General features: G+C 67.4%; 13 protein-coding genes. 1 reads left to right on the top strand and 12 read right to left on the bottom strand.

Annotation, left to right across the window (positions count from 1 at the left end):
- Position 1: 1 nt before the first annotated feature.
- The 11 genes from H3H37_RS01625 to aptA form a co-directional block, all read right to left on the bottom strand.
- Positions 2 to 1,582, bottom strand: a complete 1,581-nt coding sequence (locus H3H37_RS01625) for a flavin monoamine oxidase family protein (protein ID WP_182159417.1) — start codon at positions 1,580 to 1,582, stop codon at positions 2 to 4.
- Between the two features lie 17 nt (positions 1,583 to 1,599).
- Positions 1,600 to 2,958: an APC family permease gene (locus H3H37_RS01630; RefSeq protein ID WP_182159420.1), complete on the bottom strand. Its 1,359-nt coding sequence runs from the start codon at positions 2,956 to 2,958 to the stop codon at positions 1,600 to 1,602.
- A 1-nt stretch (position 2,959) separates the two neighbouring features.
- Positions 2,960 to 4,399 carry an amidase gene (locus tag H3H37_RS01635; RefSeq protein ID WP_182159422.1) on the bottom strand — a complete coding sequence of 480 codons (1,440 nt, stop codon included), beginning with the start codon at positions 4,397 to 4,399 and terminating at the stop codon, positions 2,960 to 2,962.
- Positions 4,400 to 4,426: 27 nt separating this feature from the next.
- Complete coding sequence (locus H3H37_RS01640; protein ID WP_182159425.1) at positions 4,427 to 5,422, bottom strand: WD40/YVTN/BNR-like repeat-containing protein; 996 nt, start codon at positions 5,420 to 5,422, stop codon at positions 4,427 to 4,429.
- Between the two features lie 15 nt (positions 5,423 to 5,437).
- Entirely contained in the window at positions 5,438 to 7,837 is a 2,400-nt protein-coding gene (locus tag H3H37_RS01645; protein ID WP_182159427.1) for an efflux RND transporter permease subunit, read from the bottom strand.
- A gap of 13 nt (positions 7,838 to 7,850) precedes the next feature.
- On the bottom strand, positions 7,851 to 9,479 hold the full coding sequence (locus tag H3H37_RS01650) for a DUF1302 domain-containing protein (RefSeq protein WP_182159430.1): 1,629 nt from the start codon (positions 9,477 to 9,479) through the stop codon (positions 7,851 to 7,853).
- A 102-nt stretch (positions 9,480 to 9,581) separates the two neighbouring features.
- Entirely contained in the window at positions 9,582 to 10,964 is a 1,383-nt protein-coding gene (locus H3H37_RS01655; RefSeq protein ID WP_182159433.1) for a DUF1329 domain-containing protein, read from the bottom strand.
- Between the two features lie 163 nt (positions 10,965 to 11,127).
- Positions 11,128 to 12,621, bottom strand: coding sequence for an aldehyde dehydrogenase family protein (locus H3H37_RS01660; RefSeq protein WP_182159435.1), 1,494 nt, complete (start codon positions 12,619 to 12,621; stop codon positions 11,128 to 11,130).
- 17 nt (positions 12,622 to 12,638) lie between these two features.
- On the bottom strand, positions 12,639 to 13,844 hold the full coding sequence (locus H3H37_RS01665) for a saccharopine dehydrogenase family protein (RefSeq protein WP_182159438.1): 1,206 nt from the start codon (positions 13,842 to 13,844) through the stop codon (positions 12,639 to 12,641).
- 228 nt (positions 13,845 to 14,072) lie between these two features.
- A complete protein-coding gene (locus H3H37_RS01670; protein ID WP_182159440.1) occupies positions 14,073 to 15,581 on the bottom strand; it encodes a CoA-acylating methylmalonate-semialdehyde dehydrogenase in 1,509 nt (502 codons plus the stop codon).
- 34 nt (positions 15,582 to 15,615) lie between these two features.
- Complete coding sequence (aptA, locus tag H3H37_RS01675; RefSeq protein ID WP_182159443.1) at positions 15,616 to 16,947, bottom strand: omega-aminotransferase AptA; 1,332 nt, start codon at positions 16,945 to 16,947, stop codon at positions 15,616 to 15,618.
- Between the two features lie 95 nt (positions 16,948 to 17,042).
- Here aptA and H3H37_RS01680 point away from each other — a divergent pair, with 95 nt between their 5' ends.
- On the top strand, positions 17,043 to 17,984 hold the full coding sequence (locus H3H37_RS01680; protein WP_182159446.1) for a LysR family transcriptional regulator: 942 nt from the start codon (positions 17,043 to 17,045) through the stop codon (positions 17,982 to 17,984).
- 26 nt (positions 17,985 to 18,010) lie between these two features.
- On the opposite strand, the gene H3H37_RS01685 is transcribed toward H3H37_RS01680, so the two are convergent.
- Positions 18,011 to 19,270 (bottom strand): EAL domain-containing response regulator, encoded by a 1,260-nt coding sequence (locus H3H37_RS01685; RefSeq protein WP_182159448.1) that lies wholly within the window; start codon positions 19,268 to 19,270, stop codon positions 18,011 to 18,013.
- Between the last annotated feature and the right edge of the window lie 9 nt (positions 19,271 to 19,279).

The raw sequence follows: 19,279 nt of genomic DNA on the forward strand, positions 1-19,279 counted from the left end.
GTCAAGCCCCCTTCAACGCCAGCAGGATGGCCTTGGCGCACTTCTGGCCCGTCTCCACGGCGCCGTTCAGGAAGCCCGAGTGCTGGACCGAGGCATGTTCGCCCGCGAAGTGGCAGTTCCCCTGGCGCACGCCCGCGTAGCCGTAGTACGCCGTGTAGCTACCCACCGGGTGCGCGGTGTACGCGCCCTTGCTCCACGGGTTGCCTGGCCAGTAGTTGAGGATGGCGCGGCCGTTCCACAGCGGCTTGAGGCCGGGGAAGGTCAGGTTCAGGCCATCGAGCAGGTCGCTGGCTTTCTGGTTCAGCGGCTTGTTGTTCATCGCCACGGCCACCTGGTCGCCCGAGAAGCTGGTCAGGATGCCTTCCGTTCCCGGTTGCGCGCGCGTCACTTCCCAGCTGATCTGGTAGCCCGTGTCGCCGTCGCTCAGGCCCGTGTAGCCCTGCTCGCGCCACAGGCGGCGGCTGAACTGCATCTGGAATTTCGCGTGCATGCCCATCTTGAACTGCTGGATGGTGGTGACCTTGCGGGTGTCGAAGCCGGCCTGGCTGTAGTCGACCGAACTTTGCAGGATGGAGAACGGCAGCGCCAGCACCACGTGGTCGGCCGTCACCTGCACCACGCCCTGGCTGGTGCTGAAGGTCAGCGTGTAGGACTGGTCGCCGTTGCGCACGATGCGGGTCAGCGCGTAGCCCTTGACGATCTGGTTGCTGTCCAGCGTGGCCGCCATGCGCGTGACCAGTTGGTCGTTGCCGCCACGGATGTGGAAACGCTCGTCCGAGCCATGCTTGGCGAAGAAGCCCACCAGGTCCAGCGCGCTGGTCTGGGTGGCGGCGATGCCGGCCGAGGCATCCATCAGCAGCTTGAGCAGCTTGCCCAGGCGCGAATCGAGGCCGCCCGGCACGTATTGGGTGATGTAGTCCGTGACGGACATCTGATCGAGCTCGTAGCCGCGCTGGGTGTAATTGTCGAAGGTTTGCGGCCACGGCGCGGAACGGTTGTCGGCGTCGATCTGGTTGCTGATGGCCGAGAAGTCGGCCACCTGCTCGTCCCAGGTATAGCGGCCGCCGTCGATCCAGAACGTCAGCTCGCCGCCGGCGTCCGCATCGTAGGCCGCCAGGTCGTCCAGCGTCAGGCCCAGGTCGAAGGCCAGGCCGCGCAGTTCCAGGTGGTCGGTGTCGATCAGCTCCCCGCCGTTCTCCGACACCTGGCCGGGGAAGGTGGTGGTGTTGGACCAGCAGCGCCCCCCCAGCCGGTCCGAGGCCTCGTACACGGTGGCGTTCACGCCGGCCTGCTTGAGCTGGTAGGCGCAAGTGAGGCCGCCCAGGCCGGCGCCGACGATGGCAATGCGCGCGGTGCTGTCGAAGCGCAGCGCGCGCGCCGCCGCCATCACCGGGCTGGCGCCCAGCAGCGCGACCGAACCGGCGGCCGACATCTTGAGCAGCGTGCGGCGTTGTTGCTGCCGTTGCCGCTGCTGCTGTTGGTACAGTTCGCGCGCGGCCTCGGTCGACATGCCGTGTTCATTGCGCAGGCGTGCCACGTCCATCACGGACGCCAGGAGTCGCTTCAGGGGAGAATGTGCCATGTTGTCTCTTTCTGTTGTTATGGGTTGGTGGTGATGGCGTCGCGATTACTGCCGGACCCGCGACTGGTCCTGGTGGAAAAAACCCGGTAGGCCCGGTAGGCCAGGCCGGCCAGCAGCCAGCCGCCGCCCACGGTCAGCGCGCCGGCGCTCAGGTGGCTGAGGATGGTCAGCACGGCCGCGATGCCGCACAGCGGCACGGCCACATGCGACCACCAGCGCCGTCCCGGCTGGCGGCCGAAATGCATCAGCACCGACAGGTGCACGAACACGAAGCCCGACAGCGCGCCCACGCTAATGAAGATGGCCAGGTCGTCGATCCGGTTGCGCATCAGCAGCGCGATGGTCAGCGACACGGCCGTCGAGACGATCATGGCCACGTAGGGATTGCCGTGGCGGCGGTGGACCTTGGCCAGCACGCCCGGCAAGGTGCGGTCGCGGCCCATGGCGAACAGCACGCGCGCCACGCCGGCCTGCATCGGCAGCACGTTGGGTACGCCCACCACCAGCGTCAGGAACCAGGCCAGTGCGATGGCCGCGCCTTTGCCGGAGATGGCCTCCAGCAGCTCGTAGATCACGGTGGCCGGATCGTGGATGGCGAAGCCCGGCATCAGGTTGCCCAGCACCCAGGTGGTCAGCACGAAGATGGAGCTGGTGATGGCCAGGTTGGTCATGATGGCGCGCCCCACCACCCGCGTATCGTGGTCCCTGACTTCCTCGGCCAGCGTGGACACGGCGTCGAAGCCCAGGTAGGCCATCACGCAGATCGAGGTGGCGGCCAGCACGTGGGCGCCGTTGAATTTGCCCGGCTGGTACAGCGGCGCCAGCGTCAGGGCGCCGCTGCCGGCCCCGCCGGCCAGCGCGTAGCCGAACACGCCGACCACGGCGGCCACCACCACCAGTTGCAGCACCACCGACACCAGGCTGACCCGCGACGTGACGGCGATGCCGAACCAGTTGACGGCGAACGTGACGGCCACCGTCAGCACGATCAGGGTGGCGCGGTCGCTGTGCGGTATCAGCGTTTCGATGCCGACCGCGCACAACGCATAGGTGAACGCGGGCACCAGCAGGTAGTCGAGCAGGATCATCCAGCCGGAGATGAAGCCGGCGAACGGCCCCATGGTCCGGCTGGCGAAGCCGTACACGGAACCGGCGCTGGGGAACGCCGACGTCATCACGGCATAGCTGCTGGCGGTGAAGTAGACGCACAAGGCGCCCAGCAGGTAGGCCAGGACCGGCAGGCCGCCCGAGACGGTCCACACGAAACCGGCCATGGTCAGCGGCGCCACCGGGGCCGTGTAGGCCAGCCCGTAGAACACCAGGTCGCTGTAGCTGAGCGCGCGCTTCAGGGCGCCGCCCGTGCTGGCTGTGCTCATGTCAGTGCGCTCCCGAAGTGTGGTTGCCGTCCAGCGCGGGACGGCGGCCCTGCCACAGCGCTGCTTCCAGCGCCGCGCCGATGCGGAAGGCTGTGGGCTCGTCGTAGGGCCGGCCGACGATCTGCACGCCGGTCGGCACGCCGTTGCCGGCGATCCCGGACGGCACGTTCAGCACCGGATGGCGGCTCAGCAGGTTGAACGGATACGTCATCGCATCCTGGTGCAGCAGGGCCGTGCTGTCGGCCTGTCCCTCGGCCGAACTGCCGGTGCCGGCCATGGTCGGGCAGATCAGGGCATCGTAGCGGCCCATGATGCCGGCCATGGTGTCGTACATGCGGCCGATGGCCGTCTGCGACGCCAGGTACTGCTCGCCCGTGACCTGCAGGCCGGCGGCGGCGAAGGAACGGATGTAGTCGCTGGTTTCCTTTTCCTGGTTCAGGATGCGGGCCGCGAACTCGCGCCCCGTCTCGAAGCCCAGCCGGTGGTCCAGCGCCTCGGCCACCCATTCGCCCCAGCCCAGCGCCACCTCCTCCACCACGGCGCCCTGCCCGCGCAGGACCGCCACCACGTCGTCGAGCGCCGCGCGCACTTCGGGATGCACCTGGCAGTAGCCCAGGTCGTAGGACAAGGCGATGCGCATGCCGCGCACCGGCTCGAACGCCAGCGGCAGCTCCAGGGCGGGGCTGATGGCGGCCGGATCGGCCACGTGGGGGCCGTTGACGGCGTTGAACATCAGCGCGCAGTCGGCCACGGTGCGGGCCATGGGGCCGATATGGTTCATGGTGTTGAGCGCGTAGGCGATCGGCGTGACCGGCACCCGGCCATAGCTGGGCTTCAGGCCCACCACGCCGCAATAGCTGGCCGGGATGCGGATCGAACCGCCGATGTCGGAGCCGGAAGCCAGCGTGGTCAGGCCGGCCGCCAACGCGGCCCCGCTGCCGCCGCTGGAACCGCCCGGCGTCATGGCCGGGTTCCACGGGTTGCGCGTCACGCCGTGGCGCGCGGAGCGGGTGAAGCCGGCCATGTAGAACTCGGGAACGTTGGTCTGCGCGTGGATCACGGCGCCGGCGTCCAGCAGGCGCTGGGTGATGGGCGCGTTGACGGTGTCGGGCGCATCGCCCACCAGCCAGGAGCCCTTGGTGGTGGTCCAGCCGACCAGCGTGTGCTCGTTCTTCAGCGCGGTCGGCAAGCCTTCCAGCAGGCGCGGAGTGGCGCTGCGCTGGCCGTATACGCGCTCGGCCTCACGCGCGGCCGTCAGCGCAGCCTCGCGGCGCTGGGCGCTGAAGCAGTTCAGTTGCGGTTCCAGCCGGTCGGCGCGCGCCTGGCAGGCTTCCAGCAATTCCACCGGCGACAGGTCGCGGGCGCGGAACAGCCGCAAGGCCTCGGTGGCGGACAGGTGGCAAAGCTCATCGAGCCCGCCGGATTTGTGCTGCTTGGTCATGGTATTCCTTGATGTGATCGATACGGTTTATTGGCCTTGCGCCGGCACCGGCCCGCGCGCGGACATCAGCGGCGGCCTGGCGCCCGCGTTGGACAACACGGCGTTCAACGGCAACCGGTCCTGCCGGTAAGTGGCCTGGAAGCTGGCGCCGTCGTCCACGCTGCGCAGCAGCAGGCCATCCTGGCCCACGCCCAGCACGCCGCGCTCGCGGCCCGTGCGCGCCAGGCCTGTGATCGAGGCTGTGCTGCCGGTGTCGATGCGCGTCCAGCTCTGGCCGGCGTCGGCGCTGCGGTACAGCGCGCCGCGCAGGCCGCCCACCAGCAAGGCGCCATCCGGCATGGCGACGCCGGTCCAGAACGAGCCCGCATAGCCGGTGGACAGGTAGTGCCAGCTCGCGCCCTTGTCGGCCGAATGCAGCACATAGCCCTTCTCCGCCGCCGCGTACAGCGCGTTGCCGGGGCCGGAGAACAGCCCGAACAGGTTCAGGTCCGCGCGCTTGGCGCCGGGTGGCACCTCCAGCTGGCGCGCCGTCCAGTGCTGGCCGCCGTCGCTGGTGGTCAGCACCAGCGACCACAGGCCCACCGCCACCCCGTTGACGCGGTCGAAGAAGTGCACGGCGAACAGCGGCCGGTCCTGGTCCGGCGTGCTGCGCTGGACTTCCCATTGCTCGCCGCCGTCGCGGGTATGCAGCACCACGCCGGCCTGCCCCACCGCCCAGCCTTCCTTGTCATCGGCGAAGGAGACGCCGGTCAGCGTGGCGTCCAGCGGCACCCTGGTGGCCTGCCGCCAGCGCTTGCCCTGGTCGTCCGACAGCAGCACCACACCGTGCGCGCCCACGGCGACCATGCGCGCACCGGCCCAGGCAGTGGCCAGCATGCCGGCCTGCGTAGCGTGGGCCACGTTGGCGGCTGGCCGCAACGTCACCGGCCAGCCCTCCCCTTCCGCCGCCGAGGCATGCTGCGCGCACGCCAGCAGTGCGCCGGCGGCCAGCGACAGGGCTGCAAATTTCAGATTGTGTTTCATCGCTTCCCTCCCGGTTCAATGCTGCAGCAGGCCCGGCACGCGGGCCGGCTTCTTGCGCGGGAACAGCCGTTCCAGCCACACGGCCAGGGCCGGCAACGCCGTCATGGCCATCACCATGTTCACCATGAACATGAAGCCCAGCAGCTTGCCCATATCGGCCTGGAACTTGAGCGCCGAGAACGACCAGGTGGCCACGCCCACCGCCAGCGTGACGGCCGTGAAGATGGTGGCCGTGCCCACTTCCAGGATCGCGTGTTCCAGCGCCTTGACAATGGGCTGGCCATTGGCCAGGTGCAGTTGCAGCCGGTTGTAGATGTAGAAGCTGTAATCCACGCCGATGCCCACGGCCAGCACCATCACCGGCAGCGTGGCCACGGTCAGGCCGATGCTCAGCTCCTTCATGAACCAGTAGCCGATGAAGGTGCCCACCGTCAGCGGCAGGCAGCAGGCCAGCACGGCGCGGAAGTCGCGGTAGGTCACCAGCACCAGCAGCACGATGGCGGCATATACCCACAACATCATCGGCAGCTCGCTGCGTTCGAGCGATTCGTTCACGGCCGCCAGCACGCCGGCGTTGCCGGAAGCGAGGCGGATCGTCACGCCGGGCTCCGACTGGCTGGCCGCAAACGCCTCGACGGCGGCGATCACCCGGTTGATGGTGACCGCCTTGTGGTCGGTCAGGTACAGGTGCACGGCCGTCATGCTGCAATCCTTGCGCATGGTGCCGCGGGTGCGGGCGATCTCGGTGGCCAGCGCGGCGAAGTTGGCCGGATCGAGCGGCACCGCCTCCATCTTGGGATTGCCCTCGTTGTAGCCCCGGTTGTACTGCTTGATCTGGTCCGCGAACGAGGCGATCGACAGCACGCCCGGCACCGGCTGCATGGCCCAGGTGAAGCGATCCTGGAACAGGCCGATGTTGGCGTTGCTGCAGAAGCCCACGCCCTGCGCTGCGTCGGCGCCGCCCTGCGCGCCCCTGGCTTCGAAGATGATGGTCAGCCAGTCCAGCCCCGTGTCGTAGTTGCTGGCGATGGAGACGGCGTCGCGGTTGAAGCGCGCGTCGGGCCGCAGTTCCGGTGCACCCGGTTCCAGCGTGCCGATCACCCGCCCCTTGCTCTGCCACACGGCCAGGCCGAAGACCAGCCCCACGGCGGCCAGGCAGACGGCCGCGTTGCCGGGCCGCGCGATGCGGGCCAGCACGCGCAACCAGCCGGCGCGCTGCTCGCGCAAGTCCATGGCGCCGTCGGCGTAGGCCTTGTCGATGCGGCAGTATGAGGCGGCCACCGGCAGCATCACCAGGTTGGTGACGATCTTGAAGGCCACGCCCAGCGACGCGGCGATGGCCAGTTCGCGCACCATCGGAATCGGGATCAGCAACAGCGTCACGAACGAGACGAAGGCCGTCACCAGCGCCAGCGTGCCGGGGATCAGCAGGCCGGAGAAGCTGGCGCGGCAGGCCGCCATGCAGCTCTTGCCCAGCGAGACTTCGCGCACGATGTAGTTGATCTGCTGGACCCCGTGCGACACGCCGATCGCGAACACGAGGAACGGCACCAGCACGGCCAGCGGATCAAGCCCGAAGCCCAGCAGGTGCAGCGCGCCGAACTGCCACACCAGTGAAGTGAGCGAGCAGGCAATGGGCAGCACCGTGAACAGCACCGAGCGGCAGTACCAGTACACGGCGCCCGCCGTGAGCAGCAGCGCCAGCGCGAAGAAGCCCATCACCGACTTGGCCGAATCGGCGATCTCGCCGATCTGCTTGGCGAAGCCGATGATCTCGATGCTAAAGTCCTGGTCCTCGTAGCGCTGGCGCAGTTGTTCCAGGATGGCGTTGTAGGCCACGTAATCGAGCTTGTTGCCATCCTTGTCCGTCTCCAGCAGTTCCGCGCTGATCATGGCGCTGTCCTGCCCGCGCGACACCAGGGTGCCGACGAAGCCGCCCTGCGCGGCCGCCGCCTCGATCCGGGCGATGGTAGTGCTGTCCAGCCGGTCCGGATTGATGCTGCCATCAATCAGCGGATCGGCGCGGAAGCCCTCCTCCGTGATCTCGTTGACGAAGGTGTTGGGCGTCCACAGCGATTGCACGCCGAGCCGCTCCACATTCGGCAGGAAGGTCACGGCCTGGGTGACTTCATACAAGCGCTTCAGGCCGGCCGCGCTCCAGATCGTGCCCTTGCGCGCGCGGACCACGATGTTGAGGCGGTTGGCGCCCATCACATCGTTGCGGTAAGTGTGGAAGGTCTCGATGTACGGGTGGTTGGCCGGCATCTGCTTTTCGAAGCCGGCTTCCATCCGCAATTGCGAGCCCAGGTAGCCCATCACCAGGGTCAGGCCGAGCAGCGCCAGCATCAGCCAGTTGCGCCGCTCGAAACAGACCGATTCAAAGCGCGCCAATAAACGGGCGGGTGAACGTGTCATCTCTGCTATCCGGTCAGAAGTTGCGGGAAACGGTCAGGCCCACGAAGCTGCGGTCGCGGTACGGCTGGTCGAACACGGAATCGCCGCCCATGAAGCGCGCGTAGTTGACGGCCACCTGCCAGTTGGCCGGGTTCTGGATGAAGCCCAGCGTGAAGTTGACCGACTGCGCGCCCTTCATGAACGTGGCGGCGCTGTTGGGCGTGCGGCCGCTGAGCGCGCGGAAGTAGTACACCTCAGGCACCACCTGCCAGCCCGGGATCAGCGTGCCGTCATACACCCAGCTGAAGTCGAAGTTGATGCCCGACGAATTACGGGTGCCGACCGGGATCGGGGTGCCGGCCGGCGAATACTCCTGGCCCCAGCCCCAGCCGCCCGCCGAGACGGGCGCGCCGCCGTATTCGCGCTGCAGGTCCGGGAAGCGGATGGCCACCGCCTCTGCCAGCAGCGTGCCCGAATCGGCATGCAGCAGGCCAAGCAGGCCGGGCGCCGTGTCCGGCGTGAGGCTGAACAGGCTGGTGACGGCCGCCTGCATGCGGGTCGTATCGACCCAGCAGTTGCCGCCCTGCGCGGCGCAGCCGGTGGTGGCCGCGTTGATGGTCACCGCATCCTTCGGACGGTACGAGAATTCGCCGCCGATGGCCCAGTCGCCGACCGGGAAGTTGGCCGACACGCCATACAGCTTGCGGTCCTCGCCATACACCCAGCCCATGGCACCGTTCGGGTTATTGAAGGTGAAGGACGGCGACTTGTCGTGGTAGTTGATGGCGTAGGCGCCCAGGTTCAGTTGCGTGCCCGGCGGCTGGTAGCGCAGCGACAGGCCCCACTGGCCGCCATTGCGGGCCTTGGTCTCCTGCAGGCCATAGGCGTCGTGGCCGGCGCCCAGGCCGTTGAAGGTCGACCAGTAGCTGCCCGTGGGCGGCATGTAGTTGGCGTTCCAGCCCAGCTGCACATAAGCTTCCGCGTTGAAGCCGGCGCCCAGGCCGGCCGCCGCGCTGACGATGGGGGCCGGCAGGATGGCTTCCTTCAGCTGGGTGCCCGGCTGCGACAGGCGCATCAGGTCGACCGCGTTGGTGACGTTGATGCCGCCCGGGATGAACAGGCTTTCGCCCCAGCTGATCACCTGGTTACCGGCGCGGACGCGCAGCATGTGGCCATCCAGGTCGAACTTCTTGCTGACCCACAGGTCCAGCAGGCGGGCCTTGAAGCGCAAGTCCTTGCGCGCCTCGTCGGACAGATTGTCCGGCAGGCCGGGCGGCGTAGTGGCGCTGGTCCAGCCGGTGGTCTTGGTGGCGGCGAAGTCGCGCAGCCAGCTGACGCGGGCCATCGCCGTCACGTCCTCGGGGAACTTGAGCAGCAATTCGTGCGAGCCTTTCAGGTAACGCGTGAAGGCATCGCCGTTGCCGTAATTGAGGTCGCCCTGGTCACCCAGGCCGCTGGTGGGCGACAACTGGCCGTCCGGGCCGCCGCTGTTGCCCGCGCTGACCAGCGTGGGATTGGGGCCGCGGGTGCGGATGCCGGTGCCCACACTGATGGTGGAATCGAAGCTGCCCGAAAAATAGTCGGTGTTGAAGGTCGCGGCGCGCGCGTCCAGGCCGGCGATGGACGAGCCGATCGCGCAGGCCATGAGGAATGGCTTGTTCATGTGGTGCTCCAAATGACGGTAAGTGTTTTAGCAGCGGGTTCAACATGACCCTGGCGCGGCGAGGTGCCGCAACGACGCCACGGTCATTTTTGAAACGGACTGTTAGCGGTCGCTGATCGCGCGCAGGTTCTCGGAGGTGTAGAAGGCGGCCTTGGTGCGCTCGCCACGGCTTTCGGTCAGCCATTTCACGTCCACGCCGGCGCCCACGGTGCTGAAGTCGAACACGTAGCGGCCTTCGGGCAGGTTGTACTGGCCGAACGCCAGCACGTCGCACGTGCCCGTCTCATACACCGGCACCACATAACCTTCGCGCACCTTCCACAACGCGCCCTGCACGTCGTAGTCCTCGGCCAGCACGGCGTTCCAGCTATCCTCGTCCAGGTAGTAGGTGCGCTTGGGCGAGACGTGGCGCGCGCCCTGCTTCACCGTGCCTTCGACCACCCACACGCGGTGCAGCTCGTAGCGGCGGGTGCTGGCGGCCAGCGCGTTGCGGCCCACCACGTCGTGGATCTTGGCCTTGAAGTCGTACACGCCCAGCACGTTGTAGGGCACCAGCACTTCCTTCTTGCCGATGATCTTCCAGTCGAAGCGGTCCAGCGTGCCGGTGAACATATTGGTTTCATCGAGCAGGTACTGGTTCTCGAAACCGATCTGCGGCGCATCGTAGGCATAGGCCGGCATGCGGCGCACACGGCGCTGGCCGGGGAAGTAGTAGAACGTCTCGCTGTTCGGATTGTCGAGGAAGATATCGGCGGCCAGCGCCTGGCCCGCCAGCGCGGCTGGCGACTTGTAGGTGAAGTAGGTGTAGTACTCGACGTTGCCCGTCTCGGTCAGGTTGTTCGAGCCCTTTTTCCCTGCAGGGAAGTAGTAGTTCTGCTCGAAGCCGGCCATGATCCAGTCCTCGCTGCCACGGCGCGGCGACACCATGGTGAAGCCGTTCTGGTATTCGACGCCGACGCCGCGGTAGCGCATCTTCATGTTCATCATGGCTTGCGCGCCGTTGGACGGCATGGGGAACGGCGTGCCCGGAACCACGGCCGACTTCAGGCTCCAGCCATCGGCGCCCATCTTGGCGGTGGCGACGTTCTTCTTCGTGTTTTCGGCCACGAACTCCGGCACGCCGCAGCTGCGGCGGGTCGGGTACACCTCCATCTGGAAGCCGGGATTCTGCTTGAGCAGCGCCTGCTGGCCCGGCGTGAGCATGGCCGCGTACTGGCCCATGTTGGCCGCGTTGATGGTGTACAGCGATTTATCGTTCTTGTACTTCCAGTAGTCCTTGCGCAGCTTGCCCCAGCTCCAGCCGTCGCTCGCTTGCGCTTCCTCTTTCCAGGCCGGGATGCGGCCATCCTTGCTGCCGGCCATTTCGCCGCCCAGCGGGGTCAGGGTGGTGCCGAGCTGGCTGGCGTCCGAGGCCCGGGCCGGGCCGCCGGCCATGGCCAGGCAGGCGGCGGCAACGAGCATGAACTGGTGTTTTGCGTTCGTCATTGTCTTGGTCTCCGTCTAATTTTTATTGAGCGTTCAGTCGGTATTACTTTGTTCAATATCAAGCTGACTTGCATTTTTGACGTCCTCATCCACTATAACTGAATAAAGACTCGGTTTTATGAATGTTTTTGTGCTCCGTTGTAAAAATGAATAATTCGTCGGTTCAGGGATTGGCGGGACGCGCCGTGCGGTACCAGTTCCAGTGGCTGTCGAAGTCGAAACGGGTGATCTGCTTCACTTCCAGGTAGGCGTCGTAGCCATGGCGCCCCAGTTCGCGGCCGATGCCGGAGGCCTTGTAGCCGCCCCACGGCAGCTGGGTGAAGGTGGGTTGCGAGCAGTTGATCCACACCACCCCGGCCCGCAGCGCGCCGGCCACGCGGTCGCAGCGTTCCAGGTCGGCCGACATCACCGCACCGGCCAGTCCGAAGCGGCTGTCGTTGGCCTCGGCGATGGCCTCCTCCTCGCTGTCGAACGGGCGCACGGCCAGCACGGGGCCGAACACTTCCTCGCGCCAGATCCAGCTGTCGAGCGGCACGTCCGCGAACACGGTCGGCTGCACGAAATAGCCGCGCGTGCGGTTGGCCGGCGTGCCGCCGCCCGTCACCAGGCACGCGCCGCAAGCCTTGCCCTGCTCTATGCCCTCCATCACGCGGCGCTTCTGGGCGGCCGACACGATGGGCCCCATCTGCACCCCGTCACGTTCGCCAGGACCGATCACCAGTTGCTGCGCCGCCGTCTTCAAGCGTTCCAGCAAGGCTTCGTAGATGGGCCGCTCGACCAGCAGGCGCGAGGTGGCCGAGCAGATCTGGCCCTGGTTCCAGAACACGCCGAACTGTATCCACTCGACCGCCTTATCGAGGTCGCAGTCGGCGAACACGATGAACGGCGATTTGCCGCCCAGCTCCAGGCTGACGTTGCGGATATCGCGCGCCGCCGCCTGCATCACCAGCTTGCCGGTCGCCTCCGAGCCCGTGAAGGCCAGCTTGTCCACGCCGGGATGGGCGCTGAGCGCCACGCCGGCCGCCTGCCCCAGTCCCGTGACCAGGTTGAACACGCCGGCAGGCAGCCCGGCCTGGTGCAGGTAGCGCGCCAGTTCGCCGCACGTCAGCGGACACAGTTCCGACGGCTTGAGCACCACGCAGCAGCCGGCCGCCAGCGCCGGCGCCACCTTCCACGCCGCCATCAGCAGCGGGAAGTTCCAGGGCGTGATGGCGCCCACCACGCCCAGCGGCTCCTTGCGGATGCGGCAGTGGAAGCGGTCGTCGCCCACGTCCTGCACCGCGTCCCCTTCCGCCTCGGCCTGTTCGGCCATGTCGGCGTAATAGTCGAAGCAATAGGCGGCGTCGCTGATGTCCATGCGCGCTTCCTCCAGCGGCTTGCCGTTGTCGCGCATTTCCAGCCACGCCAGCGGTTCCAGGTCGTCCCGGATGGCGCGCGCCACCTGGCGCAGGATGGCGGCCCGGCCCGCTGCCGGCATGCGCGGCCACGGACCGTGGTCGAAGGCGCGGCGCGCGGCGGCCACCGCCGCCGCCACGTCGGCCTCGGTGCCGGCGGCGGCCTTGGCGAAGCATTCCTCGGTGGCCGGATCGATCACCGGCAGGAAGTCCCCCAGGATAGGTTCGACGAAGGCGCCGTCGATGTAGAGCAGATTGCGCATGGTTCCCCCCTGCCCGCTCAGGCGATCTGGCGCGTCATGGTGATGTCGAAATGGCGCTTCTCGGCCTCGCGGAAATAGCTGGTCGCGTTGAAGTAGGCTTCGGGCGCGTACACGCCGGGCCGGCGCGGCTCGCTCAGCATCAGCTGCACGGCGATCGAGGCGTTCATCGAGGTGGCCGCGTCCACATAGCCCGCGTACATGGCGTTGGGGCGCACGATGACCTGGCAGCGCGCCGTGGCGGGCTTGCCGCCCACCCGGCCACGGCCGATGGCGAAGTGGATCTCGTGGCTTTGCTGGCTGGGGATGCGGTCCTGGTTCTCGGCGATGTTACGCTGGATGACGGCGTTCAGCACGTCCAGCGGGCGCACGGCCACGCCGTTCACTTCCACCGTGCGGTCGTAGTCGCCGAAGCCGGCCTTGACCAGCCCCACCCACGCCTCGTGCTCGCGGTGCGGCAGGTGCAGCTTCCAGGTGAATTCCTTGATGCCCTTCTCGCGGATGCCATCGGCCAGCGGCACGGTCAGCTGCTCGGAGTGGATCGAGTACATGAATTCGCAGCGGCCCCACGGTTCCGGCAGGTCGATGGTCTCCACGCCCGTCTGCGGCGCGCATTCGACATGGCGGCCGTCGAGGAACTGCAGGCAGGGATGGGCGTATTCGGCCAGCACGGTCGACACGCTGTACGGCGGCACCAGCACCGGATTCTCCGGCCCCGTCAGCGTGGCGGCCCAGTACAGGTTGATGCTGTCCACTTCATCCAGCTCGTCGGCCACGGCGCGGCAGATCACGTTCGACATGCCGGGATCGGCGCCCACACCCAGCACCGCCACCACGCCCGCCTGGCGGAAGCGCTCCTGCCATTGCAGCTGCTTGACGGTGTAGGTGCCCAGGCCGCCCAGGTCCACGTAGTCCACGCCGGCGCCCAGCGCAGCCTCGAAGATGGCCATCTGGTGGCCGGCCAGCGTGGGCACGGAGTTGATGCAAACGTCGGATCCGGCCAGCGCGCGCGCCAGCGCCCGCGGATCGGACACGTCCAGGTCGTGCGCCGTCAAGCGCGCGTCGTCGAGTTCCGCACGCAGGGCGGCCATGCGCTTGCGGTCGCTGTCGAACATGCGCAGCTCGGCGATCTCGATGATGGTGCGATCGGATAGCAAATCGCGGATGATGCCCTGCCCCATCATGCCGGCGCCACCCAGGATGGAGATGATTACTTTCTTGGTCATGGTTGTCCCCTTGCTTTATAAACCGAACAATTCGTCGGTATTTGAAAAATAATACTCCATAATTTTCGAAAAGCCAGGAAATTTATGGGAATTGTCGAACTTTTATTCGCGTTTTAACGACAGCGCTAAATGCCCACCGTACACGCGTGCGCAGTCCTCGCCAGCGATGGCGACGACTGCGGAATGCGCGCCCCGGCGGGGAGCCGGGGCGGAACCACTGCTAGCTATTTATTGATTCGAGGGGAAGCTGAACACGGCGCCCTCGCGCACGCCGGCCGAGGGCCAGCGCTGCGTGATCGTCTTGCGGCGCGTGTAGAAGCGCACACCGTCCGGCCCGTAGGCACCCAGGTCGCCGAACAGCGAACGCTTCCAGCCGCCGAACGAGTGGTAGGCCACCGGCACCGGCAGCGGCACGTTCACGCCCACCATGCCGACCTGGATGCTGTCGGTGAAGTAGCGCGCCGCCTCGCCGTCGCGGGTGAAGATGCAGGTGCCGTTGCCGTATTCATGCGCGTCGATCAGGTCCATCGCCTCCTGCAGCGAATGGGCGCGCACCACGCCCAGCACGGGGCCGAAAATCTCCTCCTTGTAGATGCGCATGGACGGCGTGACGCGGTCGAACAGGCACGGGCCCAGGTAATAACCGTCCTCGTAGCCCTTGGGTGGCGCCACCTTACGGCCATCGACCAGCAGCGTGGCGCCTTCGGCCACGCCCTGCGCCACGTAGCCGCACACCTTGTCGTAGTGCTGGCGCGTGACCAGCGGTCCCATGTCGCTGCCCGCATCCGTGCCGGGGCCGACGCGCATCTTCGCGATCTCCATCTTCAGCCCTTCGACCAGCGCGTCGGCCGTGGCGTCGCCCACCGCCACCAGCAGCGGGATAGCCATGCAGCGCTCGCCGCAGGAACCGTAGGCCGCGCCCATCAACGCGCTCACGGCTTGCGCAATGTCGGCGTCGGGCATGACGATGGCGTGGTTCTTGGCGCCGCCCAGCGCCTGCATGCGCTTGCCCTGCGCGGTGCCGGTGGCGTAGATGTACTCGGCGATCGGAGTCGAGCCAACGAAGCTGACGGCCTGCACACGCGGGTCCACCAGCAGCGCGTCCACGGCCTCCTTGTCGCCGTTGACGACGTTAAGCACGCCGGGCGGCAGGCCCGCCTCCAGCGCCAGCTGCGCGATCAGCAGCGTGGACGAGGGATCGCGTTCGGACGGCTTGAGCACGAAGGTATTGCCGCAGGCGATGGCCAATGGCCACATCCACAGCGGCACCATGGCCGGGAAGTTGAACGGCGTGATGCCGGCCACCACGCCCAGCGGCTGCATCTCGCTCCACGAGTCGATGGACGGGCCGGCGTTCTTGCTGTGCTCCCCCTTGAGCAGTTCCGGCGCGTAGCTGGCGTACTCGATGTTCTCGATGCCGCGCTGCAGCTCGCCCATGGCGTCGCTGAGCACCTTGCCATGTTCGGCCGTGATCAATTGGCAGATCGCATCGGCGTTCTGCTCCAGCAGCTGTTTGAGCTTGCTCATCACGCGCGCGCGCTTGAGCGGTGGTGTGGCGCGCCACGCGGGGAACGCGGCCTGGGCCGAGGCGACGGCAGCGGCCACGGTGCGAAGGTCGGCCAGCAGCACGCGCTTTTCAGCGGCGCCGGTGGCGGGGTTGAAGACATCCTGGGAACGGTCGCCGGTCAGGACGGTCTGGCCGTCGATCAGGTGGCCGATGGTGTGCTTAGCTTGCATGTAAAGGATTCCTTAGTTGATGGCGGTGTCGGTGTCAGGCAGTGGCGTGAATGGCTTCACCGAGCGCGCTGACCAGGCGGTCGATCTCGGCCGGGGTCGCGATGAACGGCGGCGCCAATTGGATGGTGTCGCCGCCATAGCGCACGTAAAAGCCCTTCTTCCAGCACTGCATGGCGATCTCGTAGGGCCGGCGCGCAGGCTCGCCCGGCACGGCCGCGATGGTGAGGCCGGCGGCCAGGCCGTAGTTGCGGATGTCGGTGATGTGCTTCTCGCCGCGCAGGCCGTGCACGGCCTGCTCGAAATGGGGCGCCAGCGCGTTGACGCGGTCGACCATGTTCTCGCTCACCAGCACGTCGAGCGCGGCCAGGCCGGCGGCGCAGGCCACCGGATGGGCCGAGTAGGTGTAGCCGTGCGCGAATTCGACCATGTATTCCGGGCCACCCTGGGCCATGAAGGTGTCGTAAATTTCCTTCGAGGCCAGCACGGCGCCCAGCGGCTGGGCGCCATTGGTCACCTGCTTGGCCACGTTCATGATGTCGGGCGTGACGCCGAACGCCTGCGCAGCCGTGTAGGCGCCCACGCGGCCGAAGCCGGTGATCACCTCGTCGAAGATCAGCAGGATGTTGTGGGCCGTGCAGATCTCGCGCAGGCGCTGCAGATAGCCCTGCGGCGGGATCACCACGCCGGCCGAACCCGAGAACGGTTCCACGATGACGGCGGCGATGTTGGACGCGTCGTGCAGCGCGATCAGGTCCAGCAGTTCATCGGCCAGTTCGGCGCCCTGCTGCGGCATGCCGCGCGTGAAGGCGTTCTCCTTACGCAGCGTGTGCGACAGGTGATCGGCCTGGATGCCCTGGCCGAACAGCTTGCGGTTGCCGGAGATGCCGCCCACCGAGATGCCGCCGAAGTTGACGCCGTGGTAGCCCTTCTCGCGGCCGATCAGCAGCGTCTTGCTGGCCTGGCCCTTGGCGCGCCAGTAGGCGCGGGCCATCTTGAGCGAGGTGTCGGCCGACTCGGAACCGGAGCCGGTGAAGAACACGTAATCGAGTCCGTCCGGCGTCAGCTCCTTCAGGCGGTTGGCCAGCGCGAACGATTGCGGGTGGCCGAACTGGAACGCGGGCGCGTAGTCGAGCGTGGCCACCTGGCGGCTGACCGCCTCCGTGACCTTGGGATGGCCGTGGCCCAGGCCACTGCACCACAGGCCGGACAGGCCGTCAAACACCTGGCGGCCATCATTGTCGGTGTAATAGCAGCCCTGGGCGCCGACGATGATGCGCGGGTCGGCCTTGAAATTGCGGTTGCCGGAAAACGGCATCCAGTGCGCTTCCAGCCACGCGGTGTCGGTGCGCGATTCGCCATGTTTCATGTTCTTCTCCAGTCAGACAGATATCGGTGATGGCGATTCTAGGGTAGACTTTCACTTTCATAATTACAAACATATCAATGTTCAGTTAGCGATTTATGAAAGTAAAGACGACAGCCGTGCTGGGGCAGTTGAGCGACATGGATTTCCGCCTGCTGCAAGTGTTCAGGAGCGTGGTCGATTGCGGCGGTATGGCGGCGGCCGGGCTGGAGCTCAACATCGGCATTTCCACCGTGAGCCGCCACATCAAGGACCTGGAGCAACGCCTCAAGCTGACGCTGTGCAGCCGGGGCCGCGCCGGCTTCGCGCTCACCGCCGAGGGCGAGCGCATCTACGAGGAGACGCAGCGCCTGCTGGCCAGCGCCGACGCCTTCCGCGCCAGCGTGGACGACATCCACCGCCGCATGGGCGGCCAGTTGCACGTGGCCGTGTTCGACAAGACGGCCAGCAACCCGGCCTGCAAGATCAGCGCGGCCATCGCGCGCTTCGCGGAACAGGCGCCCGAGGTGGCGCTAAACTTCCACGTCGCCACCATCAACATGATCGAGCGCGGCGTGATCGACGGCCAGTTCCAGGTCGGGATCATCCCCGCCCACCGCAGCTCGGACAGCCTCAGTTATGACACCTTGTTCGGCGAAACCATGCAGCTGTACTGCGGCGCCGGCCACCCGCTGTTCGATGGCGACGATGCGGGGCTGGACTGGAGCAGCATCCGCGCTTATCAATTCGCCGGGCTGGGCTACCACTCACCGAACATGGAGCTCAGCCAGCAGGTGCGGCTGCCGCGCAAGGCGACCGGCTTCGACCAGGAGTCGATCGCCACCCTGATCCTGTCGGGCCGCTTCCTCGGTTTTTTGCCCGACCACTACGCGCGCGGCTTCGTGGAGGACGGCAAGATGCGCGCCGTGCGCCCCGCCCTGTTCCACTACCACTGCGATTTCGTGGCCATCCTGCGCGGCTCGCCGCTGCCCTCGCGCGTGGCGCAAGCGTTCCGGCAATGCCTGCTGGCCGCGCACGGGGTGGAGGCCGGCGCGCGCTAGGAGTGGCGCACGATGGGCGACGGGCGTCAGGCGGCGGCCTGCTGCGGCCGTCCCGGTTCGGGCAAGGCGCCGGCATCGGGACGCCACGCCGCCAGCTGCGCAAACGGCATCGGGCGCGCGATCAGATAGCCCTGCGCCTGGTCGCAGCCCAGCGCCCGCATGAAGGCCCAATCCTCCGGCGTCTCGATCCCTTCCGCCACCGACGTCATCCCCAGCAATTGCGCCGAGGCGATGGCCTGGCGCAGCAACGGCTCCAGGTGCGGCCGCTTCCACGCGTTGTGCACCAGCCGCCCATCGAGTTTCAGTTCGCTGAACGGAATGCGCGACATCTGCAGGATGGAGGCATGGCCGGCGCCGTAATCGTCGAGCGACAGCCGGTGCCCCTGCAACCGCAGCTTGAGCAGCACCCGCAGCGCCAGACTCAGGTCGGCCACTTCCGCCTGCTCCGTCACTTCGAACACGATGGCCGATGGCGGCAGGCCGGAACGGCGCACGGCGTCCGCGATCTGGTCGGCCAGGTCGGGATTGGTCAGCGAAAGCGGCGACAGGTTGACCGAAATCGGCAGCCGGTTGCCGCCGGCCCGCAGCTCCAGGCTGTGGCCCAAGGCCATGCGCAGCACCTTCATGGTCAGCAAGTCGATCAGCCCTGCCTCCTCCGCCTGCGGCAGGAAGGCAGCGGGCGTCAGCAGCCCGTGCCGCGGATGGCGCCAGCGCAGCAAGGCCTCGACGCCGCACGGGTCGCACCCGGCCAGCGTGACTTTCGGCTGGTAGTACAGCTCGAACTCTTCGCGCAGCAGGCCGGAACGGATATCGATCGCGTCCACCTCTGGCTGCGTGCGCGGCGCCGGGTTGGGCGCAGCCGCGATGCTTGCATGGGTGGCCGCGCAATCGGCCATGGCGGTGCGCAGCGCGCGCGCCGTCAGCGGGCCGGCCACCGTCGCCCCGGTCCGCATGCCCAGCGCCGACGCCAGCATCAGTGCCGTGTCCCGCACGCGCCCGCAGCCCGCGCCGCACACGATCAGGTGCAGGTCGCGCCCGGTGGCGGCCAGCGCCCGCAGCAGGTCGGCGCCGTCCATGTCCGGCAGATGCAGGTCGATAATGACCAGCACGGGCACAGCGTCCTGCGACGCGACCAATGCGAGGCCATCGCGGCCCGTGCCGCACCAGCCGTCCGGCACGCATCCAAGCTGGCGGCACGCGGCCAGCGCGCGGCCACGCTCCTTCTCGTCGCCCACGATGATGACGGTGCGCGGTAGCGCATGAGGCGAATGACATAAGGCGTTCATGATCTCGCT

The organism is Rugamonas brunnea, assembly GCF_014042345.1.
In the GTDB taxonomy this organism is placed as follows: domain Bacteria; phylum Pseudomonadota; class Gammaproteobacteria; order Burkholderiales; family Burkholderiaceae_D; genus Rugamonas; species Rugamonas brunnea.